General features: G+C 42.3%; 22 protein-coding genes and 1 pseudogene. 8 read left to right on the top strand and 15 right to left on the bottom strand.

Annotation, left to right across the window (positions count from 1 at the left end; translation table 11 throughout):
• Positions 1 to 35 precede the first annotated feature (35 nt).
• Complete coding sequence (locus MUN89_RS11505; RefSeq protein WP_244707849.1) at positions 36 to 443, top strand: thiol-disulfide oxidoreductase DCC family protein; 408 nt, start codon at positions 36 to 38, stop codon at positions 441 to 443.
• Between the two features lie 15 nt (positions 444 to 458).
• On the opposite strand, the gene MUN89_RS11500 is transcribed toward MUN89_RS11505, so the two are convergent.
• From MUN89_RS11500 to MUN89_RS11490, 3 genes are read right to left on the bottom strand one after another with little or no spacing between them, the layout of a single operon-like run.
• The gene (locus tag MUN89_RS11500; RefSeq protein WP_244707848.1) at positions 459 to 1,013 is read right to left on the bottom strand and encodes a histidine phosphatase family protein; all 555 of its coding nucleotides are present in this window, start codon (positions 1,011 to 1,013) and stop codon (positions 459 to 461) included.
• Between the two features lie 27 nt (positions 1,014 to 1,040).
• Positions 1,041 to 1,316, bottom strand: coding sequence for a hypothetical protein (locus MUN89_RS11495; RefSeq protein ID WP_244707847.1), 276 nt, complete (start codon positions 1,314 to 1,316; stop codon positions 1,041 to 1,043).
• A gap of 24 nt (positions 1,317 to 1,340) precedes the next feature.
• The gene (locus MUN89_RS11490) at positions 1,341 to 1,613 is read right to left on the bottom strand and encodes a histidine phosphatase family protein (protein WP_244707845.1); all 273 of its coding nucleotides are present in this window, start codon (positions 1,611 to 1,613) and stop codon (positions 1,341 to 1,343) included.
• 135 nt (positions 1,614 to 1,748) lie between these two features.
• On the opposite strand from MUN89_RS11490, the gene MUN89_RS11485 reads away from it, so the two are divergent.
• Entirely contained in the window at positions 1,749 to 2,732 is a 984-nt protein-coding gene (locus MUN89_RS11485; RefSeq protein ID WP_244707843.1) for a ring-cleaving dioxygenase, read from the top strand.
• 160 nt (positions 2,733 to 2,892) lie between these two features.
• Here the strand turns inward: MUN89_RS11485 and MUN89_RS11480 are convergent, their stop codons facing one another.
• From MUN89_RS11480 to MUN89_RS11420, 10 genes and pseudogenes are all read right to left on the bottom strand, one after another.
• The gene (locus tag MUN89_RS11480; protein ID WP_396265983.1) at positions 2,893 to 3,942 is read right to left on the bottom strand and encodes a bifunctional 3-deoxy-7-phosphoheptulonate synthase/chorismate mutase; all 1,050 of its coding nucleotides are present in this window, start codon (positions 3,940 to 3,942) and stop codon (positions 2,893 to 2,895) included.
• Positions 3,939 to 4,274, bottom strand: a complete 336-nt coding sequence (locus MUN89_RS11475) for an antibiotic biosynthesis monooxygenase (protein WP_244707840.1) — start codon at positions 4,272 to 4,274, stop codon at positions 3,939 to 3,941. Before MUN89_RS11475 ends, MUN89_RS11480 begins: the two co-directional genes overlap by 4 nt.
• A 26-nt stretch (positions 4,275 to 4,300) precedes the next feature.
• Entirely contained in the window at positions 4,301 to 5,020 is a 720-nt protein-coding gene (locus MUN89_RS11470) for a 4'-phosphopantetheinyl transferase family protein (protein ID WP_244707838.1), read from the bottom strand.
• A gap of 9 nt (positions 5,021 to 5,029) precedes the next feature.
• The gene (locus MUN89_RS11465; protein WP_244707836.1) at positions 5,030 to 6,430 is read right to left on the bottom strand and encodes a DHA2 family efflux MFS transporter permease subunit; all 1,401 of its coding nucleotides are present in this window, start codon (positions 6,428 to 6,430) and stop codon (positions 5,030 to 5,032) included.
• A gap of 1 nt (position 6,431) precedes the next feature.
• Complete coding sequence (locus tag MUN89_RS11460) at positions 6,432 to 6,653, bottom strand: MbtH family protein (protein ID WP_244707834.1); 222 nt, start codon at positions 6,651 to 6,653, stop codon at positions 6,432 to 6,434.
• Between the two features lie 18 nt (positions 6,654 to 6,671).
• Positions 6,672 to 13,791, bottom strand: a pseudogene (locus MUN89_RS11440) (amino acid adenylation domain-containing protein).
• A gap of 35 nt (positions 13,792 to 13,826) precedes the next feature.
• A complete protein-coding gene (locus MUN89_RS11435) occupies positions 13,827 to 14,732 on the bottom strand; it encodes an isochorismatase (RefSeq protein WP_244707828.1) in 906 nt (301 codons plus the stop codon).
• A gap of 4 nt (positions 14,733 to 14,736) precedes the next feature.
• Positions 14,737 to 16,383, bottom strand: coding sequence for a (2,3-dihydroxybenzoyl)adenylate synthase (locus tag MUN89_RS11430; RefSeq protein WP_244707827.1), 1,647 nt, complete (start codon positions 16,381 to 16,383; stop codon positions 14,737 to 14,739).
• Positions 16,384 to 16,405: 22 nt separating this feature from the next.
• Positions 16,406 to 17,620 (bottom strand): isochorismate synthase DhbC, encoded by a 1,215-nt coding sequence (gene dhbC / locus MUN89_RS11425; protein ID WP_244707825.1) that lies wholly within the window; start codon positions 17,618 to 17,620, stop codon positions 16,406 to 16,408.
• A gap of 32 nt (positions 17,621 to 17,652) precedes the next feature.
• The gene (locus MUN89_RS11420) at positions 17,653 to 18,438 is read right to left on the bottom strand and encodes a 2,3-dihydro-2,3-dihydroxybenzoate dehydrogenase (protein ID WP_244707823.1); all 786 of its coding nucleotides are present in this window, start codon (positions 18,436 to 18,438) and stop codon (positions 17,653 to 17,655) included.
• A gap of 448 nt (positions 18,439 to 18,886) precedes the next feature.
• Here MUN89_RS11420 and MUN89_RS11415 point away from each other — a divergent pair, with 448 nt between their 5' ends.
• From MUN89_RS11415 to MUN89_RS11395, 5 genes are read left to right on the top strand one after another with little or no spacing between them, the layout of a single operon-like run.
• A complete protein-coding gene (locus MUN89_RS11415; protein WP_244707822.1) occupies positions 18,887 to 19,876 on the top strand; it encodes an ABC transporter substrate-binding protein in 990 nt (329 codons plus the stop codon).
• 18 nt (positions 19,877 to 19,894) lie between these two features.
• Entirely contained in the window at positions 19,895 to 20,902 is a 1,008-nt protein-coding gene (locus tag MUN89_RS11410; protein WP_244707820.1) for a FecCD family ABC transporter permease, read from the top strand.
• 58 nt (positions 20,903 to 20,960) lie between these two features.
• Positions 20,961 to 21,914: a FecCD family ABC transporter permease gene (locus MUN89_RS11405; RefSeq protein ID WP_244713735.1), complete on the top strand. Its 954-nt coding sequence runs from the start codon at positions 20,961 to 20,963 to the stop codon at positions 21,912 to 21,914.
• A gap of 13 nt (positions 21,915 to 21,927) precedes the next feature.
• Entirely contained in the window at positions 21,928 to 22,758 is an 831-nt protein-coding gene (locus MUN89_RS11400; protein ID WP_244707819.1) for an ABC transporter ATP-binding protein, read from the top strand.
• Positions 22,758 to 23,582, top strand: coding sequence for an alpha/beta hydrolase (locus tag MUN89_RS11395; RefSeq protein ID WP_244707817.1), 825 nt, complete (start codon positions 22,758 to 22,760; stop codon positions 23,580 to 23,582). The genes MUN89_RS11400 and MUN89_RS11395 overlap by 1 nt, the downstream gene beginning before the upstream one ends.
• A 19-nt stretch (positions 23,583 to 23,601) precedes the next feature.
• Here MUN89_RS11395 and MUN89_RS11390 read toward each other — a convergent pair whose 3' ends face one another.
• A complete protein-coding gene (locus MUN89_RS11390; RefSeq protein WP_244707815.1) occupies positions 23,602 to 24,225 on the bottom strand; it encodes a zinc dependent phospholipase C family protein in 624 nt (207 codons plus the stop codon).
• Between the two features lie 56 nt (positions 24,226 to 24,281).
• Positions 24,282 to 25,082, bottom strand: a complete 801-nt coding sequence (locus MUN89_RS11385) for an AAC(3) family N-acetyltransferase (protein ID WP_244707813.1) — start codon at positions 25,080 to 25,082, stop codon at positions 24,282 to 24,284.
• A gap of 124 nt (positions 25,083 to 25,206) precedes the next feature.
• Between MUN89_RS11385 and MUN89_RS11380 the strand changes: the two genes are divergently transcribed.
• The gene (locus MUN89_RS11380; protein ID WP_396265982.1) at positions 25,207 to 26,109 is read left to right on the top strand and encodes an NAD(P)-dependent oxidoreductase; all 903 of its coding nucleotides are present in this window, start codon (positions 25,207 to 25,209) and stop codon (positions 26,107 to 26,109) included.
• Positions 26,110 to 26,177: the final 68 nt, after the last annotated feature.

Raw genomic sequence — 26,177 nt, 5'->3', positions numbered from 1 at the left:
GAAAGACCATACGTTCATGGAAAGAAGAGGATGCAATGAAACCGTTCAGAAATCAAAAAGTAATTATTTTTTACGATGGCTGGTGCCCTCTTTGTAAAAATGCAAAAGCAAATCTAGAAAAAGTGGATACGTTCCAGTTACTTGAATTTGAAAACTTTCGAGAAAAGTCCGTTATGGAAACGTACTCGCTTGATCAGCAGAAATTAGAAAAACGAATACAAAGTAAACGAATAAACAGCAGGAAGCATAAAGAAGGGATCTCTTCCTTGATTCAGATTACTAAAAGAACGCCGTTATTGTGGGGAATGACTTTGTTGATGTCTGCAGCCAAAATCATCGGCATAGGTGATCGAATTTACGACTACGTGGCACAAAAGAGATCCATCGTTCCTACGGGACACTGCAAAGATGGAGTTTGTCCTCTGGATCAAAGTAAAAATTAAATCGTAAGGGCAGGGTTACTCCCAAAGTCTTCTCGCCGAAAGCATTTCCCTGCCCTGAAAAGTACATAGATAAATGTCCGGCATGCTAAGCTGCTCCCAAAAATAATAGTCAAAGGCTGGATTAAAATCATTCATCATCAATACCATTAAGTTCCCATGAGTGGAGATGACCAGCTTTTCCCCCTTGAACTTCTCCAATAATGATTCTAATCGCTTTGTGCCTCTTTTCTTCGCCTGGACATTAGATTCTCCGCCTGCCCACCTGAAATGTTCATTTATCCATACCTTTTTTACGGCATCCTGAAAATTTTCCACAGGTTTACCAGCAAGCTTTCTTTCTTTAAAATCCTCCTCGATCATAATTTCTTTTCCCGTTCTTGTTCCTAAATCTTCTATAGTTTGAACAGCACGTCTGTATGGACTGGAAAATATACGATCGATTTCTTCCTGTTCTAATCGATCAGCTACTTTCTTTGCCATAATTGTTCCTTCCACGGATAATGGTCGTTCCCGTTCTTCAGGAGTATAGATAGAATGCGCGTGTCTAACAAAATAAATACTCGTATACATTTCTTCATCACTTCCTTGGATTTACTTTTACGAGTGCCAGATGAGCGTAACGATTTCTGCGTTTCCTGGAAAGTCATCTCTTGCATACGTCTTATTCTCAATGATTTGTCGATAAGATGTAATCGTTCCATCATGTGTCACAATAAATACACGACGCAGCAGCATCTTGCTGCACCAGTTCAGCAATTCATGGGCAGCCTGCTGAAAGAGCGTCTCTTTTACCTGATTTATTCCTCTTTGCCACCATTCGGTATGTAGGATTTCAAAATTGGGAAACCGATTTTTTACTTCTGATACATCCAACAATTGATCACACGGAAGGGATGTTCAATTTTTCAACTGCGGAAACATTCTGGGTCCAACGAGAGGAGTTGTAACTCTCCTGCAATCTGATCCCTTTGTCCATATGGATGCTGTTTCAAGGGTTCGAGTTAAAGGACTTGCCAAGAGGAGATCGCCTTCTTCGAGCGAATATAAATGTCTCAATTTCTCAGCCTCTTTCTTTCCCGCAGACGTTAAATGTGGATCTTTTTTATGCAGACTTGCAGGAACATTCGATGTATGCTCTCCCTCTCCGTGCCTTACTAAATTCAATTCCATAATGTAATCTACTCCTTTTCCTCCTGGCAGTTGATACCCAAGGTCATATATCTTGAATTAAAGATTTAACCGCAGTAGGATAGTAGTATAGTGAAAGTATGAGCTTGTATACTGCCCAAAAAGGGGGAACGGCAATTGAACGAAATCAAAGGTCTTCACCACGTAACTGCCATTACGAGCAGTGCAGAAAAAAACTATGAATTTTTCACGTATGTCTTAGGAATGCGGCTTATTAAAAAGACCGTAAACCAGGACGATATTCAAACGTATCATCTGTTTTTCGCGGATGACAAAGGCAGTCCGGGGACGGACATGACTTTTTTTGATTTTCCCGGTATACCAAAAGGCCGTCACGGGACAAACGAAATCGCAACGACAAGTTTCCGGGTTCCCAATGATTCAGCCCTGGATTACTGGTTGAAAAGAATGAATCGGCTTGACGTAAAAAACAACGGAATTGTGGAAAGATTCGGCAAAAAAATCCTGCCTTTTTCTGATTTTGATGACCAAGCTTATGAGCTCGTCTCCGATGAAAATAATAAAGGTGTGCCTGCAGGAACGCCATGGAAAAACGGCCCGATTCCATTTGAACATGCCATCACCGGTCTCGGACCATTGAGAATCAGAGTGGAAAACAGCCAGTACTTTCATGAAATGCTTGAAAAAGTACTGCTGTTCAGAAAAGTGGCTGAACAAGAAAACCTTGCCTTATTTGAAGTTGGGGAAGGCGGAAACGGAGCGCAAGTGATGGTTGAGCATAACAACGAGCTTTCACCTGCTAAACAAGGCTACGGAACCGTTCACCATGCAGCATTTCGTGTGGCAGACAGAAAAGCGCTGGACGCTTGGATTGACCGTATCCCTAAATTCGGATTTCGAACTTCTGGTTACGTGAACCGGCATTATTTTGAATCCCTTTATGTCAGTGTTGCTCCTCAAATCCTTTTCGAATTTGCCACTGACGGTCCTGGATTTATGGGAGATGAACCATACGAAACACTTGGCGAAAAACTTTCTCTGCCCCCGCAATTAGAACCCAAGCGCACCCAAATCGAAAAACAAGTCCGGCCGATGGATACCGTAAGAAGTAATCAGCCGATGGAAAAAGAATACGAATAATGAAAACAGAAGCTGCCAGCAATGGCAGCTGTTTTCATTATTCACCCTATCCTTATGCCACAAAATTCATTAACTTCTGATTTCCAAATCTGTTTTCCTTGATATCGTAACATAAAGAAAGCATGAGTGAACGTCACTCATGCTTAGAAAAAATGATTCTTTATTGGTGGATAGCCGCTAAGGTTTTTGGGGTTAAGAAATGTTCCATGGCATCCATGAAATCGTGGAACTCTTGATGATTCATTTGCTGCCCAGCGTCCGAAAGAGCAGATACCGGATTTGGATGTACTTCAGCCATAACCCCATCAGCTCCGATCGCAACGGCCGCTTTCGCAGCAGGGATAAATAGATCCTTTCGTCCTGTAGAGTGTGCGACGTCTACGATTACAGGAAGATGTGTTTCCTGCTTTAGAATTGGAACGGATGAAATATCGAGAGTATTTCTTGTTTCCGTACCAAATGTACGAATGCCCCGTTCACATAGAATAACGTGGTTATTCCCTTCCCGCAGTATATATTCAGCTGCCAACATAAATTCTTTTATAGTGGCTGCAAGCCCTCGTTTCAGCAATACAGGTTTACCCGTCCGTCCCACAGCTTTAAGAAGCTCAAAATTCTGCATGTTTCTTGCTCCAATTTGGATGACGTCCAATAAGTCATAAGCTTCCTCCAGCTGAGAGGGACTCATAATTTCTGTAACGACAGCCATTTGGTGATCACGGGCAGTTTTGGAGAGCGATCTTAACCCCTCCATCCCCAAACCCTGAAAATCATAAGGAGAAGTCCGAGGCTTAAATGCTCCTCCCCTCAATAATTGCAGACCTCTTTTTTTCATTTCAGAGGCAGTTTGATTGACTTGTTCCACACTTTCAACGGAACATGGGCCCATAATAAAATGGCAGTTCCCGTCACCTATGAGGTTCCCATTGACATCCACCACCGTCTGTTTCCGCTGGCTTTTTCTCGAATATAAAAGCGAATGAGTTTTAATTGTATTGCTCTGCATTTTCTCTATATCTTTCAAAAGAGCTTGTAAAGCGTCATAGGTGTCTCCATCAAAAATCGACGCAGCTTCTTTCATTCTTCTCTTACACTCTTCAGCGGATTGAGCATCCAGCAGTTCACTTCTTTTTCTTAATAGGAAGGCAAGCTCATGATTGATGTTAACGAGTTCATCTTTTGGATTCCTTTCTGCTGGCACTGCCTTCATCTCCTTTCTTTTTCGATTGATTTTGTTTTCACGGCTTTGACATGGTATAAAGCGGATTCAGAGCTTACGATGTACTCTGGTTTTGGCTGTCCACGACTGGCTCGGTGTCCCGCCAGATGAGCTTCGCTCCTCTCCCACTGTTGCCAGTAAGCTTCTGATTCCCAGCGAATCATGATAATGACTTCTTCATTTCCTCTGTTTGCTTTTTTCACCATGACAGATAGGTCAATAAACCCCTCCTGTTCTTCGATCACTCCTTTCCTTGTAAACCGCTCGACCACATCTTCTGAATTTCCTTCCGTAACTACACTTCTTCTCATTTGTATAAACATTAAAAATCTCTCCGCTTCATTCTATATTAGGTCGTAAATTCGTCTTGTTTTTGAAATTGGGCGATTAGTTCAGGAAAAGACAGCCTGTTGATCTGAAGATTAAATTGATGATCAATTGAAGTGACAGCCAATTTATGTTGTTTGTCTATTTGACACAGCTTTCCAAAGCTCTTCTTTCCGTTAGTTAGATCATTTACCTGGTAGGTATCTATAGAAAGCCTTTCAATAGTAATCGATTCCATCGGGACGTACAATCCCTTCCCAGTCGCTTTCAGATAGCTTTCTTTCGCTGTCCAGACTTCATAAAAGTACTCCAAAGGTCGTCTACTTCCGCATTGTTGCTGACCTTCTGTTTTCGTTAATACACGGGCCATAAACTCACGATCCAAAGGAAGAATTTTTTCAATATCGATCCCTGCCGGGTGATCATCTACCACAGCTGCAATCCAATTCCCCGAATGCGAAATGTTAAAATGAAAAGCAGGACATCCGCGAATATAGGGTTTTCCAAATTCATTTCTCTGTACACCCACGTGTTGATTACTTAAACTTTGGACGTGCCGACACTCCATCCTTACGATTAATTCACCAATCAGGCTGCGGTAAGCATCCTCTAGACGAAACAACCTTTGAACGTTTCTCCTTTTGTCCTCGTCAACAAACCGCAGAAGTTCATGTAGTTCATTTTTACTTCTCCGCTCAGGGAGGGGGCAAAGGAGTACTTTCATCAATTTTTCTTTCACCATCCATTCCTTTTATTTAGCAGCTTGGACGTTTTCTGCAGCCGACTGCTTGCGTTCAGCTTTTTCTTCTTTATATTTCATAGCGGTAACAAAAGAAAGAAGTAAAAATAAGGATGCTCCTCCCATCGCCCATTGGTAACTATGGAAGCTGACATTCACACTCTTATTCATACTTAGTACACTCGAAAGAATCGCTACCCCAAGAACTGATCCTAAACGATTCTGCACTTGAAACAAGGTCGTGGCTCTACTCATTTGTGATGGTGTTATGTTAGCAAAGGCTGTTATTTGTGAGGCTCCAACTGCATGTCCTAAACAAAATCCTACGCTGAACATTAACATCCTCACTAACCAAGGATCGGATGATACAGCAATCGTTAGTAAAAGAAACGTGAAAAAGGAAGCTGTTAAAGATACGAGCAGTAATTTACGCGTGCCTAATCTCTTCATCGTCCAAGGCATTAGCTGTGAAGCTGCCATCAGTCCAATGGCTTCCGGGAAGGAAGTAAGACCTGTATCTAAAGCCGATTTATCTAAAGCATTTTGATACATAAGAGGAAAGACATAAAGCATCCCTAGTAATGCTGCAGCAGTGAATAAAGCAATCATACTCATATAGCGAAAAGACGGTTCTTTCAATAATCTCAACTCTAGAATCGGCTGGTCGATACGTGATTCTACTATTCCAAGTGTGACCAACAGGATAAGCCCAAAAGCTCCTGTAACCAAAACAAGGGGGGAATACCAGCCAAGGGCAGGTCCTTGAACAAGGGCATATACAAACAGGCCAAATCCTGAAATAGATAGGAAAAAACCTTTTATATCAAATGTTTTTGCTATTGATTTGACTTGTTCGTGAAGGAAAAGGCTGCCTATTAATAGAGCAAGTGTGCCAAAAGGAATATTGATAAAGAATACCCAGCGCCAGGAAAGCTGGTCGACAAATACTCCTCCGATAACGGGGCCTAAGGCGGGGGCCAGTGCAATAGGAACGACCAGCATCCGTGATACTTTTGGACGCTCCTCATGAGAAAAGGTCCGAAATAGAATAGCCATCCCTGTCGGTGTTAACAATCCAGCGCCAATTCCTTGGACAACACGAAAAATAGTTAATATGATCAAAGAATCTGAAAAACCGCACAAAATAGAAGCCAGTGTAAATATACTTAAAGCCCCTAAAAACACCCGTTTCGTTCCAAATCGGTCTCCAAGCCATCCCACAGCAGGGAGAAACATGGCAAGGCTGATCAAGTAACCGATATTCACAGAACCAGCTTGTGAAGGCGCAACACGAAGATCTGCAGCAATAGTAGGCAGTGCAACATTGATAATGGTTGCATCTAATGCTGACATAAACATAGCAATCACATAGATAAAACCAACCACAGCTTTTTGATTGGACAGTAATTTCATGTTATTTCCCTGGCGTTGTTACTTCAACACGCTTCAAACGAGCAGGAATCATATCTTTCCAATTTGTTGAAATAAAATGGAGACATTTATCCCGCGATTCCTTTCCATAAACGATTTCCCATCCGGATGGTACGTCAATAAAGGCTGGCCAGAGCGAATACTGGCCTTCCTCATTGATCAATACCAGGTAGTCTGATGCTTCATTTTCAAAAGGGTTACTCATCCCCTTCACTCCTTCCTTCTATTGAATTTGCTTCAATTGCTCAGCAAGGATGCTTCCAATTTTTTTAAGCGGTCCAGGCTGGCACATATCTTTATGACGGCAGTCAATATCATACTGTTGCAGAGTCCCAGTGATATAAGGAGTCCATGTTTCTGTTTCAATCGGTTCAAACCATTCAGGGATAATGGTTGACCGGAAAAATAATACATTTCCTGCAAACGCCTTTGGTTTATATTCACTTAATATGCGAACGGAGTTGGCATAGGTTTCTTTGAGATTATAAATGGTTTCATCATCCAGACTCGCCAATGCACTGCCATCACTTCGAAGAATTTCTACAGCATTTTCCATATCCAGTTTTTTGTCTCCTAAACTATCTGGATCATAGCCTCCGAGTGCCAGTAGTGCGATGAGAGCTTCTTCATCATCTGGAGCACTCTTAATGGGAAGATAGTGACTCGGATAAGCATCAAGCATAGCCACTAAACCAATTTCTTCGCTTTGGCTTTGCAATTGCGTGGCCATCGCGTGAATGACATTTCCTCCTAAGGACCAGCCAAGGAGGTAGTAAGGACCGGCCGGCTGTATTTTCTTCATTTGTTTGATGTAATCTGCAGCCATATCATCAATGGATTGCGGCATCTTTTCTTGTTCAGATATCCCCGTGCCTGTAGACCATAGATCGGATAATCTCTACCGAGTTCCTTCATGAGTCCTGCATAGCACCAACTCAAACCACCGGCGGGGTGCACACAAAACAGCGGCGCTTCTTTGCCGTTTTCCCTGATAGGAAGGAGTACATCAAGGGCAGATGGGTTCCCTCCACTTTCCAGCCTTTCAGCAAGACCAGCAACGGTCGGCGCATCGAATAGACTTCCAATACTCAATTCTTTGCCAAAGGATTCCCGGATCTTCGTCATCAACCTTACGGCAAGCAGGGAATGGCCCCAAGGTCAAAAAATCCATCATCAATCCCAACATGGCGCAGGTTGAGAATATCCATAAATAAATCACAAAGCACTTCTTCTTTTGGCGTTCTTGGCCCCCTGTCTGTTAAGTTCACAGCAAAATCAGGAGCAGGCAATGCTTGCTTATTGAGCTTTCCATTCTCGGTTAAAGGCATGTGATCAATCGTCTGCATGGAACCCGGCAGCATATAAGAAGGAAGCCTCTCCGCCATAAACCTGCGTAAATCTTTCACCTCGGTGCGATCTTCCTGATGCAATACGACGTAAGCCACCAGCCGCTGGTCGTCCTTTTGATCTTCCCTAACCATGACAGCCGCATGTTTTACGTTTTCATGACTTGTAAGGACTCCTTCAATTTCTCCTAACTCGATCCGGAATCCCCTAATCTTAATTTGATGATCAGCCCGGCCGATGTAATCAAGAGTCCCATCTTCCCGCCACCGTGCTAAATCACCTGTTCTGTACATCCGATTACCAGATTTTCCGAAAGGATCAGCTACAAATCTGTCAGCTGTAATATCAGGTCTACCCAAATAACCGCGAGCCAGCCCCCTCCAGCTACATACATCTCTCCGACAACACCGGGGGAACAGGATTCAGAAAATCATCCAGTACGTACACAGAAAGATCTGGAATTCCAACGCCTATCAAGCTGTTTGCATTTTCAGCCACCAGAGACTGATCCAGTTCCAAATAGCTGACATGGACTGTTGTTTCAGTAATCCCATACATGTTAATGAGCCGTGGAGCATTTTGTGGATGATGCTTATACCACTCCTCAAGTCTCTTTAAATCTAATGCTTCCCCTCCAAAAATGACGTATCTTAAAGAGAGCCTCTTACCAAGCTCGTGGTTCTCACGGTCTGCCTGAATGAATTGGTAAAAAGCGGACGGGGTCTGATTTAGAACGGTGACCTGCTCCTGTACCAGTAATTTCAGAAACTCTCTTGGAGACCTGCTAGTCTCATGTGAAACTACAACTAAACGCCCCCATGAAGCAGCGGTCCCCACATTTCCCAGACGGAAAAATCAAAGGCATAAGAGTGAAACAGCGTCCAAACATCGTTTGAATCAAACGAAAACCACTCTTCCGTTGCACTAAAGAGTCGAATAACATTTTGATGAGGAATCACCACACCTTTTGGAACACCGGTCGACCCGGAAGTATAAATAATATACGCCGGATTCTGTGGAGATACAGGCCTAAGATTTACTGGATTCGAAGTGAGCAAATGGGAAGGTAGATGCTCTTCATTATCGAGTTTAATCCTAGGTTTATCCGTTTCAGGAAGAACTTCTGAAATCGTCTCGTTCGTTAAGATACATGCCGGGTTCGCATCATTCAGCATAAAAGCTATCCGCTCGCTTGGATAATGAGGATCAAGAGGAACATATCCTGCCCCTGATTTAAGGATTCCTAGTAAACCTGCTACCATTTCAATGGAACGAGGAAGAGCTAAAGCTACAAATTGTTCCGGACCTATTTCCTTCTTCAATAAAGCGTGGGCAATTTGATTTGCTTTTGCGTTCAGTTCTGCATAGCTTAGCTTTCTTTCACCAAATACTACAGCCGTTGCATGTGGTGTTAATTCTACTTGCTGTTCAAATTTTGCTGGAATCGTAAGTTCAGAAAATTCAATTGTACTTTTACTCCACTCATCTAAGAGCAGATGATGCTCTTTTTCTTCAAGAATGTTTAATTCCCCTATCGTCTTATGGGGGTCATTTACGGCCGATTCTAACAGGATCAGAAAGCGCTCTGTTATCTTTTCTATCGTACGACGTTTAAAAAGATCCGTACTGAATTCAACAAATCCCTCTATTCCATCAGGTTTTCCTGTCGAGGAGACTTTTTCTCTAAATTCAAAGGTCAAATCAAACTTGGCCGCTCCAGTGTTCTTTAATTCAATACTGGTTTCCGTTCCCTCCAGCGAAAGCTCAGGTTCTGGAGTATTCTGTAAAGCCAGCATAATTTGAAATAACGGATGCTTAGAGCGGGATCTTGCCGGGTTTAACACCTCTACCAGTCTTTCAAATGGAAGGTCCTGGTGCTCATAAGCTTTCAAATCTGTTTTACGAACGCGGCGAAGCAGATCTTGAAAAGTTGGATTTTCGGAAGTGTCTGTCCTTAACACTAACGTATTAACGAACAAGCCAATGTTGTTTTCTACCGCATCGTCAGTACGACCTGCTACCGGACTGCCAAGTGGAATATCTTCCCCGGCCCCTAGTCTTGTTAAAAGGGCAGACAGTCCGGACTGTAGAACCATAAATAAACTTGCTCCATGATCTTTGGCTAAAGTATGCAGCTTTCCGTGCAGCGCTGCGTCAATCGGAAACGTAAATGTTTCTCCCTGAAAACTGGACTCGGCTTTCCTTGGGAAATCCTTAAGTAAATCAAGTTCTTCAGGAAGGTTCTCTAAAGCCTTTTTCCAATAATCCAATTGTCTGGCTGCAAGACTATCCGCATCTGATTCTTCTGCAGTGAGTTCATGCTGCCAAATCGCGTAGTCCGAATACTGGACAGGAAGTTCATTAAAGCGGGGTTCTTTCCCGTACAGCCGGGCATTGTAAGCATTCATAAGATCCTCAGTTAAAGGAGTTAAAGACCACCCATCCGCTGCAATATGATGCATCAGCAGCAACAATACATACTTACTTTCTTCTATTTTAAAGAGTTCCACCCGAAACGGAGGTTCATCATCCAGCTCGAAACAATAGCTTACGGATGAAGCCAGCATTTCTTTTAGGTCGTTCTCTCCGATGGAATGAAATACAATTTCCGGCACTGCCTCTTCAAGGGCTAGTATTTCCTGTACAGCTGCTCCATTCGCTTCCGGAAAAATAGTTCTAAGGGATTCGTGCCTGGCTACAACATCATTTAAAGAGTTCTGCAGTACATCCAGATCTAACTCCCCGGAGATCTCTACCGCAAGAGGAATGTTATAGGTCGGACTTGGTCCTTCAAGACGATCCAGAAACCATAAGCGGCGTTGGGCAGAGGATAATGGAATCTCTGATTTATGCTCAACCTTTCTCACAGGTGGTTTTGCTTTTTGCCCATAAGCAAGTTTACGAGACAACGCATATGGAGTTGGGTGTTCAAATAGTGTTGCAATTCCAATCTCCACCTCAAATACATCCCTTATCCTGTTCATTAACCGAGCCGCTAGGAGCGAGTGACCTCCTAATTCAAAAAAGCTGTCTTCCAATCCAATTTTAGTGATCCCCAGCACTTGGGCAAAAAGTTCGCAGACAAGTTCTTCCTGCGGTGATCTCGGTTCACGTATGTTTGGACGGACTTCGCTTTCAGGCACTGGTAATGATTTACGGTCCAATTTTCCATTGGGAGTCGTTGGGAATTCGTTCAGAAATAAAAACGCAGATGGAATCATATATTCCGGCAGGCTGGCTGCAGCATAGTGATGCATGTCGGAATAATCTAAGATGAATCCAGGTTTGGTTATAAGATAGGCAGCAAGTCGCTTATTCCCCTGATGATCTTCGCGAACGAGAACAGCGGCGCGTGATATGCCTTCATGGTCGTTTAACACCGTTTCTATTTCACCTAGTTCTATTCGAAACCCACGAATTTTAACTTGATCATCCGCTCTCCTGAGATATTCAAGTTCCCCTTCAGCGTTAAAGCGGGCAATATCCCCTGTCCGGTACATTCTTGAACCTTCCGGACCATATGGATCAGCTATAAATCGCTCAGCTGTTAATCCAGGCTTATGAAAATACCCTAGTGCCAGGCCGCTTCCTGCGATATATAAATCCCCTGCAAACCCTGGAGGCAATGGTTGAAGAGCCTCATCCAATACGTAAACCTGCGTATTCCAAATAGGTACACCAATGGATGGCGCAGTTCTGCTGTCTGCAGTAACATGGGACGCAGTAGACCAAATGGTTGTTTCAGTCGGCCCATATAAATTCGTCACTTCACAGTTTACTTTAAGCAGCTCATCCTTTAGATGGGCAGGCAGAGCTTCTCCCCCCGTGAGAACCCTTAATCCCTGCAGTCCTGATGGCTGCTCTGCTATTAAAGCCTGCCAGTGAGAGGGAGTAGCCTGCATGATGGTAATATTTTTGGACTGGATCATGTCCAAAAGCCTGAATGGATCTTTTACAGTTGCCCGATCTGCCAAAACACAAACAGCACCGTTAAGGAGGGGAAGGAAAAGTTCGAGACAAGAAATATCAAAGGCAATCGTAGTAACTGCTAACAACCGATCGTTTTGATGAAAACCGACCTGTTCCTTCATCGATTGAAGAAAGTTTACCAGCCCTCGCATCGTTACAACTACCCCTTTTGGTTTTCCAGTTGATCCTGAAGTATAAATCATGTAAGCAGGATTCGATAACGGAAATCCTGTTTCTATACAATTGCCTGAACTGGAAGTGGTCCGCCTATACTCTTCACCATCATCTATTACATACATTGACTTTCGGGAGACAGGCAGACGATCTTTGACTTCTTCGGACGTCAAAATGCATAAAGGATCCGCATCTTCCAGCATATAACGGATTCTTTCCTCGGGGTAATCAGGATCAATGGGTAAATAAGCAGCACCTGTCTTTAATACTGCAAGCAGTGCAACCATCATTTCAGGTGAACGCGGCAGTGCAATGGCTGCAAATTCCCCAGGACGAAGTCCCTTGTCAGACAGGAAACAAGCAAGCTGATTGACTCTACCGGCCAGTTCCTTATACGTCAGCACATTGTTTTCCATTTCCAGTGCTGCTTTATCAGGCGTTTGAGCTGCTTGATCGGCAAATAAATCAGTAATTGGTCTTTCTGTAATGGTTTTTTTAGTAGAGTTCCAAGTTGTTAATACTTTTGCTTTTTCGTCTGGCAGACTTACTTCCAATTTACTTAACGGGTCCAGCTCTTCGAATTCTGAAATCTGGGTGATCACATGTAAAAATCTTTGAAGATGTGCAGTTATTTCTCCTTGGGAATAGATCTCTCCGTTTCCATCCAAATCAAACCTTAATCCTTTTCCATCTCTCTGGTCATAAATATTCATGGATAAGTCTTCTACAGGTCCAGTTGCAAGCTTATGAGTAGTTCCACGGATACCTCCGAAATTCACCTCATACTCAAAAGGCATAATATTTACTTGTGGGCCAAACAGCCTCTGGCTCTCTCCTACTAATTTCAGATTCCTGCGCAGATCTTCATGACGATAATTTTGATGGTCTCTGATTCGGTTTATTTCGTGTTGAACTTCATTGAACACTTGATAAAAAGTCATTTCTGATGACACTTTAATTCGGAGTGGAAGTAAGTTCATGACCATTGCGGGAACTTTAAGAGAGTTGGAACCGAATCGACCCATCATCGGAAAACTAAGAACAACATCCTCGGCTGCTGTTAATCGGTGCACATAAACCGCCATCGCAGCTAATATAGCTTCATACCAGCTTCCCTTTAAAAGCCGGGCTTTGTGCTTTAGTTTTTCTAATGTTTCATTTTCTAAGTATTCGGTATGTTGAAACGACGTGCTTGAAATTCGCTTAAAGGTTTCCGATAAACTCCTCACTTCAGGCTGGTCCTTAAATTTTTCCAGCCAATGTTCCTTATCTTTTAAAAACTGGTCCGAAGTACGGTAAGTCGTGTCTTCATCGACCACATATTGTAAGGGATCGAGCTTTCCTTGCTGGTAAGAGTTCCCTTCTACTAGGGCTGAATAGATCGCTGCAGTTCTTTGCGTAATTAATGAGAAACCATATCCATCTGCAGCAATATGGTGAATTTTTTGATACCATACATACTTTTCTTCTCCTACTTTGAAGACGACTTCCCTAAACAACGGATCTTTATTTAGGTCTATGACTTGAGCTAAATCCTCTTTCATCCAGGCAACGGCTTCACTGAACGGTTCTTTTTTATCCGAAAAATCTTTAAGTGGAAGAGAAAAGTCCCTGCCATCCTGTATATATTGAACCGGTCCATGATTATTCTCTTCAAACCTAACATGTAAACTATCTGCTTCTTTAACGGCTTCCTTCAAAGCTGTTTCAAACAATGTCAGGTTAAGGGGGCCATCGATTTCCACATATTCCCCTGTATTATAGATAGGATTGGCAGGATCCAGCTGCTGAGCATACCAGATCCCTGCCTGAGCCCCTGTCAACGGGTTTTTCTTCAGTGTTGTGACGGTCATTAAAGAGTGCCTCCTTAAACGAATGCTGGTTTGCTTTAACTAGGAACTTCAGATGCTGATAAAAGACTCCACCAATGGACTAAAGTGGGGGTTTCTGCAAGTTTCATAAAATCAACATCGGCTCCCATCTCTCTCCATTCTTCTACAAGACTCATCATCCGGATCGAATCCAGGCCCATACTGATTAAATTTGCCTCATCATCTATTTTTTCAGGATTTGTCTCAAGAATTTCTGCTACTTGTTCTTTTACTTCTTTATAAGAAAGACGATCGTCGTGCTTTTTACTGATAGGGACTTCACCATTCGATTGAAGCTGTTCCAAAACAGTTGTTGAAGCAGCAGCAAATCCACATCTTGAAGCAGCATAATTTACAGCTGTTTCGTGGTCTTTTCTAGAAAAATCCGCGATCGCATCTGCAATAAAAAAGGCTTGGATGTCGTCCATAAAAGCTTCAGCTGCAGTAAGCAAACAGCCTATATGAGCATAAACCCCACAGATCATAAGTTGATCACGCTGCTGGGATTCCATCATTTCTTTTAAGTTTGTCCTTTTAAAAGCACTATAGCGCCATTTCGTTAATACTGTATCCTCTTTATCTGGTGCGAGTTCATCCACAATCGAAGTTTCAGAAGGATCTTCAGAAAGCCCCTCTCCCCAGAAATCCTGCAGCAATGCACGATCCTCAGATTTTTGGTTCCCAGGCTGCGCTGTGTAAACAACGGGAATTCCTTTAGCTTTACAAACATCTCTGATCCTTCTTATATTGGCAATAAGTTCTTTAACAGGGGATTCATGCTGGTTAAAAGCACCAAGAAAATATTTCTGCATGTCATGAATGAGCAGGACTGACCTTTTAGGATCAGCTTTCCAGGAAACCTTGTTTTCCGGTAAATCTGAAGCCGTTGGCATGGAATATGATGGAATAGATGGCAGACCCATCTAATCACTTCCTTTCTAATGATAGAAATTTATACTTTTTATTTTTTAATTGAATGGCTATTTTTTCGCGTAAAGACTTTTTACTTACTTTTCCTAACGCTGTCTTCGGAAATTCACTCACAAATTCAAAGCGGTCAGGGATTTTATACGCAGCTATTTCCCGCTTATTTAAAAATTCTCTGAGCTCTACTGGGGAAGGCTTGCCTTTATCTAAACGGATAATATATGCACATGCCCTTTCCCCTAAATATTCGTCCGGCATGGCCACAACAGCTGCATCAAGGATTTCTGGATGTGCTAAGAGGTGGTTTTCGATTTCTTCTGCTGCAATTTTTTCTCCACCTCGGTTAATTTGATCTTTGTCTCTGCCTTCGACAATGATATTTCCTGAATGATCAAGTTTGACGAGGTCGCCGGTTCGATAATAACCGTCAGAAGTAAACGCTTTGGCATTATGTGCTTTCGTCTTGTAATACCCACGTATTGTATACGGACCTCTCGTCAAGAGCTCGCCTACTTCGCCCCTCTCCACTTCCTGGTCTTCTTCATCTACAATTTTTATTTCGTCATAAGGGGACATCGGACGTCCTTGAGTATGCACAATTACATCTTCCGGATCGTCTAAACGTGTGTAATTCACTAATCCTTCCGCCATTCCAAAGACCTGCTGGAGCACACAGCCAAACGCCGGCTTTACGTTTTTGGCGCTTTCCGAGCTGAATTTCGCTCCGCCTACCTGCATCACTTTCAAACTAGACAAATCCCAATTACGAGATTTAACTGCCTGCATCCAGATCATTGCGATCGGGGGAACTACAGCTGTAATCGTGACTCTTTCTTGTTCTATTAATGGAAAAGCTTCATCAGGACTTGATCCCGAAGAAAGCACGATTCTCCCGCCAGCGTAAAGGGTTCCTAGAACACCGGGTGAACTTAGAGGGAAATTGTGAGCAACGGGAAGTACAGCTAAATACACACTTTCTTCATTCATTAAGCAAACTTCATTACTTTTTTTCAGACTATAAATATAATCATCATGAGTTCTTGGGATGAGCTTCGGCTTTCCTGTGCTTCCTCCTGAAAGTTGTAAGAAAGCAATATCATGGGAAGAAACCTCAAACTCCTTTTCAAAGGGCTCATGAAATAACTGTGACAGGCTTATAAACTCCTCTGGGTCGCCAGCTACAATGACAGGAAGATTCTTAAACCCTCGATCTTTCATCTTCCTTGCCAGCTTTCGATAATCATATCCATCAAAGGAGTCTGGAATGATATAAACTTGAGCTTCTGTGAATTCACAAAAATATTCCACTTCACTGCTGCGATGAGAAGGAAGAGCAAAAACCGGCAAAGCTCCTATCTTAAATAGAGCGAAGATGACTTGGAAAAACTCGACATCATTAGGCAGCTGTACGACCACTCGGTTATCCTTTTGAATTCCTAGTTTTGAGAATCCTGCTGCCAGCTGGTTTGACTGCATGTCAAGTTCTGCATAGGTAATTTTTCTTTTTCCATTAGTAATAGCAGTCTTGTTTCCATAGAGTTCAGCTTTTTGCCGAAGCATAGAGCCAAAGGTTTCGCCTCTCCAGCAGCCTATTTCGCGGTAATGCTCAGCTAATTCTTCCGGCCATAATGGGCAGTCACTCAACATCTTTTATTCCTCCTGTTCCTCATTAGAGTTGATGAATTCCTATCGCATTCAGCATCGTCTTAAATTTTGCTGAGGTTTCTGCTAATTCCTCGTCTGCTTTAGAGCCCGCGACGACACCTGCCCCAGCAAATAATCGGATCGATTTATCAAATACTTCAGCACAGCGAATGGAGACAATCCATTCACCATTCCCAGAGGAATCACACCACCCGGTCATTCCAGTAAAGAATCCACGATCAAACGGCTCGATTTCTTTGATTTTTTCTTTAGCTCTCCCGGCAGGTTCACCACAAATGGCTGGGGTGGGATGAAGCGCTCCTGCCAGCTCAATTGCACTAATATGAGGATTCGTTAATTCCCCTTCAATTTCTGTAGAAAGATGCCACATCGTTTCTGTGGATATGACAGATGGATGATCTGGAACATTAAATTTTGAACAATAAGGCTTCAACGTTTGGGCCACCTGATCAATGACTACAGCATGTTCATGCAAATCTTTTTGAGAAGTTAATAATTCCTCTGCATTTTTTTTATCTTGAACTGGATCGCTGCTTCGCGGCCGAGATCCTGCCAGTGGATTCGCTGTTACCACGTTTCCTGATTTAGCTACCAGGAGCTCTGGACTTGCACCGATGAAAGTCCGGCGCTTCTGTAAAGATCGATCTTTCTCATTAACCGGCAGGTCGACTGCAAACGTGTACCCTTTAGGATTGTGCTCACTTAGCTTAAATACCAGGTCTTGAACATTAAGAGGGCGGGGCGAAGTTAAAGTTAAGGAACGGGAGAGGACAATTTTGCTGAGCTCTCCGTTTTTTATGTATTCAATCCCTTTATTTACCGCTTTTTTGTACACAGTCGGTTCAGGGGAAGAGTGCATATCGAAGGACGCATCTTCCGTTTGATTCACATGACCACCCATGTTTAGCTTTTCAGCCTGGGTAGTGGAAATTTCCACGTGTTCTGGAACAAATAAATGCGGACTTTTCAATGTATCAAACGGAATAGCCCCTGCAACGACTGGATGATCTATCCCTTTTTCTTCTGCTTCGATCAAGGCGTTTTCAATGGATCCCACCATATCTTGAAGCTTTGAATATGACTTTTCAATTGGAGTAACTTTAAATAGCATTCCTTTTCCCAGCATGGTCTGCTGCGGAGTAGATAATAAAAAATCACCTGCTTCGTATCGGTGAACAAGTGATTCCTTTGTATGTTCGGAAACACTGGATTGTGACATACTTCCTTCCTCCTCATTGTTATAAAAGTTTTTTAAACTCCTAAAGTGGCGCCACCGTCTACTGTGAGATTTTGCATTGTGATATGCCAAGACCGTTCCGAAGCTAAAAACATCACGGCTTCAGCTACTTCTGACGGTTTCGCTAATTTTCTAAGCGGTATGCCTACTCGATAATCTTCAAGGACTCCATTAATGGAATCCGATGCACCATTTTCATCTTTCCACAATTGCTTCAGCATATCGGTGTCAGTGGACCCAGGCGAAACGATATTGCAGCGAATATTGTACTGAGAAAGTTCAAGCCCCAGACATTTTGTCAGCATTGCGGCGGCTGCCTTCGAAGCTGCGTACGCAGCCATTGACGTTCGAGGTGTGCAAGAAGCATTCGATCCAACTGTAATGATGGATCCTTTTCTTCGATCGATCATAGACTTGGCCACAGCTCTTGAAACATTAAAAACCCCTGTTGTATTGACAGAAAAGGTTGCATTCCACTCGTCATCAGTAAAATTCTCAATGAGACCTGGTTTTAAGATGCCGGCAACGTTTACGAGTACATCTAAAGGTCCTACACTATATTCAATTTCTTCAATACGTGTATTTACTTGCTGGCTGTCGGATACATTTAAAAGAGTCATTTTTCCTTTATAATTATTTTTTTCAAATAATTGATTTAATTGATCTAGATTCTCTCTATTAATATCCGCTCCAATTACAGCTGCGCCTTGTTCTGCAAATTTAAGAGCGATCGTCTTGCCGATCCCTCCTCCAGCCCCTGTAATCAGTACATTTTTCCCTTCAAATTCTTTATCTTTCATTCCACCCAACCTTTCAATGATTCTGATCTCTCAAAAGAAATCGAAGTAATTGATAATGATTATCGTTATCACCTTTCGTTCTAAATGATAACGGTTCTCAATTTTATAATCAAACCCTTTTCACATAATTTTTATTTTTGGTTTAAAAGACCTAAACATATAGACTTTAAAATTATTTAATTTTTTCCAGTACATAATATTTCTTTTATTTCATGCCAATGATTGTCCTTTTATACAACGCTCATTGAATGAGTATGACGAAAATCTTACAAATCCCTATTGAAAATAATTCTCAGTAAGGTTATAGTTGATAATGATTATCAGTATCGATTGCGTCTGCTGAAATAGTTAAAGTAAGGAGTGAATGACTTAATCTTCTCTTTGCTGCCCATTTATCCAAATGCAGCAAAGTACATTTAACATTGTTAAAATCATAGGGGGTAAGGAAATGAAAGAAAAATGGAAATATCTACGCTGGACAGGAATTATTGCTTTACTTTGTTTATTACTAGCAGCATGTAACGAGTCAAGTAATGCTACAAGTGATGAATCGAGTGACTCAGATCATAATGATGAATCCAAAATTGAAGAACCTCAGGAACAGACAATCACATATCTTGATAAACAATATACGATTCCTAAAGAAGTGAACAACATTGCCACTGCCAGCCTGGAAGCGATGGAAGATGCTGCCGTTCTCGGAGTTCAGCCTGTTGGAACAATAACCGTCGGCGGACAGATTCCGGAATACTTAGCAGAGGAACTGAAGGGTGCTGAATCTATAGGTGAAAAGAAACAGCCCAGCTATGAAACATTACTTAAGTTAAAGCCTGATGTGATTATGGGGAGTTCAAAATTCCAGCCTGAAGTTGCCGAAAAGCTAAACGAAGTGGCTCCTATGTTTCCGGTCTCCCATATTTCTACGAACTGGGAAGAAAACTTAAACCTCATGGCAAAGCTGACTGGAAATAAAGAAAAAGCAGAGGAAATCATAAGTCAATATAAAGAGGATGCAGATCATCTCACAAAAGAACTTGGCAATAGACTTAAAGACAAACAGGTAGTAGTAGCTCGAATCCGCGGGGGAAATATTTTCTTATATTCCGAAAGTGTATATTTCAATCCTGTCTTATATAAAGATTTAGGACTTCAAGTACCGGAAACTATCAAAGCTGTAAAAGCTCAGGAGATGATTTCCTTAGAAAAATTTGCCGAAATGAATCCTGATTATCTGTTTGTTCAATTTGCCGAAAGCGAAAATGCTGATAATCCGCAGGCATTGGAAGAGCTGCAAAAAAATCCGATCTGGAAAAGTATGAAGGCTGTTAAAGAAGAACACGTATTCATAAATAAAGTAGATCCAATGGCTCAAGGCGGAACTGCCTGGAGTAAAACCGCCTTTTTAAAAGCGGTGGAAGAGAATTTAGTTAAACAATGATAAGGTGAGTTGAATGTCATGGCGAAAAAGCCTTTAGTACCCATTTTTATAATTATGACCGCACCCTTCCTTACAGGTGCGGTAGTGCTTATGTCGGTCCTTTATGGATCAGAGGATCTCACGATAGAAGTCGTTAGGAATACACTGTTCCACTATAACAGCGGCAATGTAAACCACGCGATCATCATGACATCAAGGCTGCCGAGAGTGTTAGCTGCTCTTATAGTCGGAGCATTTCTCGCCATATCAGGAACTCTCATGCAGGGGATGACAAGAAATTATCTTGCATCCCCTTCTATTATGGGAGTGTCCGATGGTTCTGCCTTTGTCATTACACTTTGTATGGTAATTGTTCCAAATCTTTCTGCCCTGCAGATGATTGGTTTCTCCATGACTGGTTCAGCTCTCGGCGCAGGCCTTGTATTTGGTTTTGGATCCCTGCTCCGTAATGGGTTATCACCTGTACGTCTGGCTATCATCGGGACGGTGATTGGAACATTCCTCAATAGTATTTCTGCTGCCATCGCTTCCTATTTTCAAGTCTCCCAAAACATCAGCTTTTGGTATAACGCAAGACTTCACCAAATTGATTTAGATACACTTAGACTTGCCATTCCTGCTGGAATCTTAGGACTTCTTTTTGCATTATCCATCTCTAAATCAATAACTATCCTATCTTTAGGAGACGAAGTTTCAACGAATTTAGGGCAGAGAACCAGGCTGGTAAAAACAATGGCTATGCTCGCTGTCGTGCTATTAACTGGAACTTCTATAGCTCTCGTTGGAAAAATTGGATTTGTCGGACTGATCATTCCTCATATCAGTCGGTATTTAGTGGGAATTGATTATAAATGGACGATCCCTTGCGCAGGAATAATCGGAGGAGTCTTTCTTGCTTTGTGTGACCTCATCAGCCGGTTTATTAATTACCCTTTTGAAACTCCTATCGGGGTAGTAACCTCATTAATTGGAGTTCCTTTCTTTCTCTATTTAATTAGAACGAAAGGAGGGAAACAATTTGTCTAATTCAGGAGTAAAATTTTACAGTACATTAGCTGCCGTTCTATTGCTGATCATTAGTACCATGATCATTAGCCTGATGAATGGAACTTTCGAAATCTCATTCAATGATGTCCTCCGGGCTTTTTTCCGTATCCAGTCGACATCAGATACAGATCTCGTCATTTATCAATTCCGTCTTCCACGTATCGTTATTGCGTCAGCAGTGGGTTTAGGTTTAGGAATCGCCGGGGCCGTCATTCAAGGAATTACAAGAAACGGACTTGCAGACCCGGGAATTTTGGGCATCAATGCTGGAGCCGGTGCAGCCATTGTTTTATTTATGTTCTTTTTCCAATCTGAATTAAATCCGGATCAGTGGTTTTCTATTATGATTCAGCCCCTCTTCGGTCTAGCAGGCGGCCTTGCAGCTGCATTCATCATCTATAGCTTTTCTTATAGGCATGGTTCTCTTGATCCCCAGCGGCTGCTATTAACAGGAATCGCTATTGGATCAGGCTTCGGTGCTTTTTCGCTCTATATTTCTCTAAAGATGAAGGCATCGGATTTTGAAATGGCTACTGTATGGATTTCAGGAAGTATTTATAATGCCAATTGGCTCTATATTCTCTCGATGGTGCCGTGGCTCGTTGTGCTCGTTCCCATTATTTTTCGAAAAGCTTACATGCTGGATTTATTCCAATTATCCGAGACAAACTTGAAAAGCCTTGGGGTGGCTGTAGAAAAAGAAAAAGCGATCTTGCTGTTAACGAGCATTGGCCTTGTCAGTGCCTGCGTCGCGGTTTCAGGAAGTATCGGCTTTGTTGGACTAATGGCGCCTCATATAGCAAGACGGCTGGTCGGGACAAATCACCGGCACATTCTCCCCATTTGCGGCACAATTGGTATGCTGCTTGTTCTGATTTCTGACTTTATTGCAAAAAACGTTTTTGCCCCAGTTGAACTTCCTGTAGGCATCGTCATTTCCATCATAGGGGTTCCCTATTTTTTATACTTATTACTTAAAGAAAAAGCATAGGAGAGATGTTCACTTGGATATTCTAAAAGCCGTTGATATTGAAACCCGTTATGACAACCATTCGGTTTTTACGCAGCTCAATTTGAGAATTCCTGAAGGAAAAGTTACGACCTTGATCGGCCCAAACGGATGCGGAAAATCAACCTTGCTGAAAACGATGGGACGTATCTTAAAACATACGTACGGACAGGTATATTTACAAAGTAAAGAACTGCATACCCTCCCTACCAAGCAGGTTGCCCAAATGCTCTCTTTACTCCCTCAGCAACCTGAAGCTCCTGGGGAGTTAACTGTGGAGGAACTGGTAAGCTATGGAAGGTATCCGCACAGAAAAAACATGAACAAGCTCACCCGAAAAGATAAGGAAGTAATAGAGTGGGCGATGAATATTACGCGTATTCATACGTTTCGCAACCGCAAGCTCGCTACTCTATCAGGGGGACAAGGGCAGAAAGTGTGGCTCGCCATGGCCCTTGCACAGGAGACAAAAATTCTGCTTCTCGATGAACCCACCACCTACTTGGATATGGCACATCAGCTTGAAGTATTGGAAATCATTAAACACTTGAATGAAGCCCACCATTGTACGGTCGTAATGGTGCTGCATGACATCAACCAAGCGGCAAGATTTTCTCATGAGATTGTCGCCATGAAAAATGGCGAAATTATTACAACAGGCACTCCAAAGGAAATCATTCATTCAGAAGTCCTTGAAAAGGTGTTTCATATCCACGCAAGGACCATGATTGATCCTTATAATGGAGCACCAGTCTGTTTTGGTTATGAAAGTGCACTCCAAGAGAATACCAGCGAAACTGATATAGAAAAGGAGAGCATTAAGTAATGGAAATACGGTTAATTAAAAGCCATGAAGAAAAAAGAAAGATCGATGAATGGATAGTAGACGAAAAGGAACCTGATTATTCTTATCGTATTTTAGTTTCACAGCCAAAAGAACCCCCTCCTCCCTCTGGTTATCCTGTCATTTATGTATTGGACGGAAACGCCTTTTTCCATTTAGTGGAAGAAACGAATGGTCTTCAATCAAGGAGGTCCGATAAAACCGCTGTTCAAGCTGCCATAGTGATAGGCATTGCCTATCCTGGAGAAAAGTATTTTGCTCCCGACAGAAGATTTTTTGATTTTACTCCTCCTGCAGTCTCTAACGACCTTCCCCCTCACCCTAGAGGAGGTGAATGGCCGGAAAATGGCGGTGCAGATTTGTTTCTCAATTTTATTAAAAATGATCTTAAGCCTTTTCTGCGAAATCAATATCCTATATGCGTTTCAAGTCAGACGCTGTTCGGCCATTCTCTGGGAGGATTATTTACCTTATATGCTCTTTTTACCAATCCGGGACTTTTCACAAATTATATTGCAACCAGCCCTTCAATTTGGTGGAATAATCAGGCGGTGCTTAGCGAAAGGCATGCATTTTTAGAAAAACTGGAAAAGGTAAATTTCAAGCCCCGGCTTTTTTTATCAGCGGGGTCAGAAGAAAAAGAATACATGGTAACGGATCCTAAGGAGTTAGCGGTTGATTTACAGAGAGCCGCCAACAGCCGGCTGTCCGTGGGTTTTTTTGAAGCAGAAGGGGAAAATCACTTATCCGTCGTCCCTGCTACGATCAGCCGTTCATTGCGATTTACTAGTGGAAGCGATTCTTAATGGAAAAGTAAGCCCTCCTTTATAAATCAACTTTCAGCCCAAGTTCTCTGATATGCAAAATTGCTTTCAGGGAACTGGACTCTATGTAACCAATGATCTGTTCGAGCGAAAGAACATCCAGCGGTTCTGATCGACTCTTCGAGTTATCATCGATATCCGCAAATATTTCATGGAGAAAATCTTTTAACTTTTCTGAATGAAAAAAATCTGCTTGAAAGTTCACGTTTTCATAGTGTAATTCCCGCTTAAACCGTTCAGCTTTCTTATAATAATCCAGTAATTTGCCATTTAACAATTGAAAATCCCGATGGTAGCGATCGTACATCGCAGGGTCATGATTCATTCGATTTTTCAACCAGGGAAGGTAAAAGCCCTTCAGCCAAAGATCGTCTGCTACAAGATGGGTAAAATACCCAAGAATAAACTCGTATGGAGCTTCGTTCTGGTGCCTTTCATAAAAACCGATAAAATCAACCTCACGTGTAAATCTATTTACCTCTCCTTTATAAAAATGAGAATGGGTCTTCGGGATCAAAGCATCCGGGGCGATTCCTCCAAGTAGAAAAAGATTGTTATTGGTTACAACATCTAATTGATCTGCTACTTTATCAGCTATTAACAAATGCATAATTCGCGAACCCATTTAGTCACCTCTTCTTTGCTTGCCGATTAGATACTTAGCCATTCGTGTAAAAGGCTTCACTCGTCATCATAGTCCTTCAGCCACAACTCTGCATAATCCACGGCTTCCTTCAAGGAGAACAATTTGGCTGAAGCTGAACCTACCTGACCTTCTGCCACCTCATGCTTCTGCTCAAATTCCACGCCGATTTTTCCGAATAAATCATCCCTGAACTCAATATCATTCGTTTTTACCCACACTCTTCTCCCGTGGTGAAGTACAGGCGCACCTCTCGTAGTTACCGTTTGCTTTGGAATACGATATTCCGCTAAATGAAAACAAGTACAGCTCTCATAAGAAGTGCCAAGGAATAGCACGTGCGCGTCAAGATCGTACAGTTTTTGTAACGGTGAAAGTTTTCCAAGTCCCGTATGAAAAAAATGATCCTTTATTACAGTCCGACTGTTTCTGCCCCAACCGGCAAAGGATAAAAGAGGGTGAGCACTTCTTTTTACATCAGGAAAGGTACGAAAAGCTTCTACAATCCTGCCCATTCTTAATGCAGGAGTATAGTCAGGATGGTAGGCGGGAAGAGTTCTTTCAATTTCCTCAATCCATTCCTCAGGAACAGGCGGGTTTGTCCACTCTGCGGGGTCAGACATATCGTCTGATTGCGATGGCATGATGATGGTTCCTTCATTAGAAACGGCATCCATTAATGCTAAATTCACTGCAACCGCCCCACCATTCACCCAGCCAATAGAAGATAAAGATGAATGCACAAGCAAGGATGTCCCCTTTTTTACCCCTAAGGACCTTAAGTCTTCAAGGATCGTTTGTCTCGTTCTAGGTGATTGCTGTTTACTAAGATTCTTCATCAACTTTTCCACCTGCCTTTATGTTAATTTAACCATAGCATTCCTGCTCACTTATTTTCAATTGAAGATTTTCTTCCTTTCACACACGTTTAAATCCCGGTTAAAAAAGGGATGTATTTATAAAATGAGACCTTTAAGGAGGGCCAGTATGAATGTAACGTTTGTTGGATTAGGTGTCATGGGAGGAGCGATGGCGTCAAACTTAGCGGCTGGTGATGTGGATTTGACCGTATACAACCGTACAAAAGAAAAAGCAGCCCCGCTAATTAATCAAGGAGCCCATCTCAATGAATCTCTCCATGAAGCTGTTGAAGATGCTGACCTTGTATTTACGATGCTTACAGGGCCTGACGCTGTACAAGAAACAGCGCTAGGGGACCTTGGTTTTGTTCAATCGATGAAACCCGGCTCCCTTTGGGTGGATTGCAGTACGGTTCATCCCGCATTTACAAAGCTCTGTTACGATTCTGCTCTAAAGGAGGATGTAAGATTTATGGATGCTCCCGTTGCAGGTACAAAAGGACCTGCAGAGCAGGGTGAGCTTGTCTTTTTATTAGGAGGTGAAGAAAAGGACGTAAACGAGATCGCTCCTTACACTTCAATTATGGGAAAGAAGGCTGTGCACGTAGGTCCTGTGAGCCATGGAACCTCTCTTAAAATGGTCGTAAACTTAATGCTTGCTACTAATATGGCCGTTTTCACAGAAGGTATGATGTTGGGAGAAAAGCTTGGTTTGGAAAAGGACTTTCTATTGGATACGCTGCCTGATATGCCTGTAGCCGCTCCATTTTTAAAAATGAAGGCTGATAAACTCAGGCAGGACAATTATGATGAGGAATTTTCTTTAAAAAATATGCATAAGGATCTCCATTTAGCCTCCTTATCGGGTTTTGATCACCATGCGGCTCTTAAAATAACGAATATCGTAAAGGAAGCCTTTAGTGAAGCAAATGTCAACGGATATGGCGATCTAGACTTTTCAGCTATCTACGAATACTACCGCAGTCTCCACAACCTGGAAAAATAAAAATCAGCCCAAAGGCAGTGGATTCACACACCTTTGGGCTGATTTTTATTTACATGCTTCATGGAAGA

It is taken from the genome of Halobacillus salinarum, from assembly GCF_022919095.1.
GTDB lineage: Bacteria > Bacillota > Bacilli > Bacillales > Halobacillaceae > Halobacillus_B > Halobacillus_B salinarum.
The sequence above is the reverse complement of the archived record's forward strand: the minus strand, read 5'-3'. Positions and strand labels throughout refer to the sequence as shown.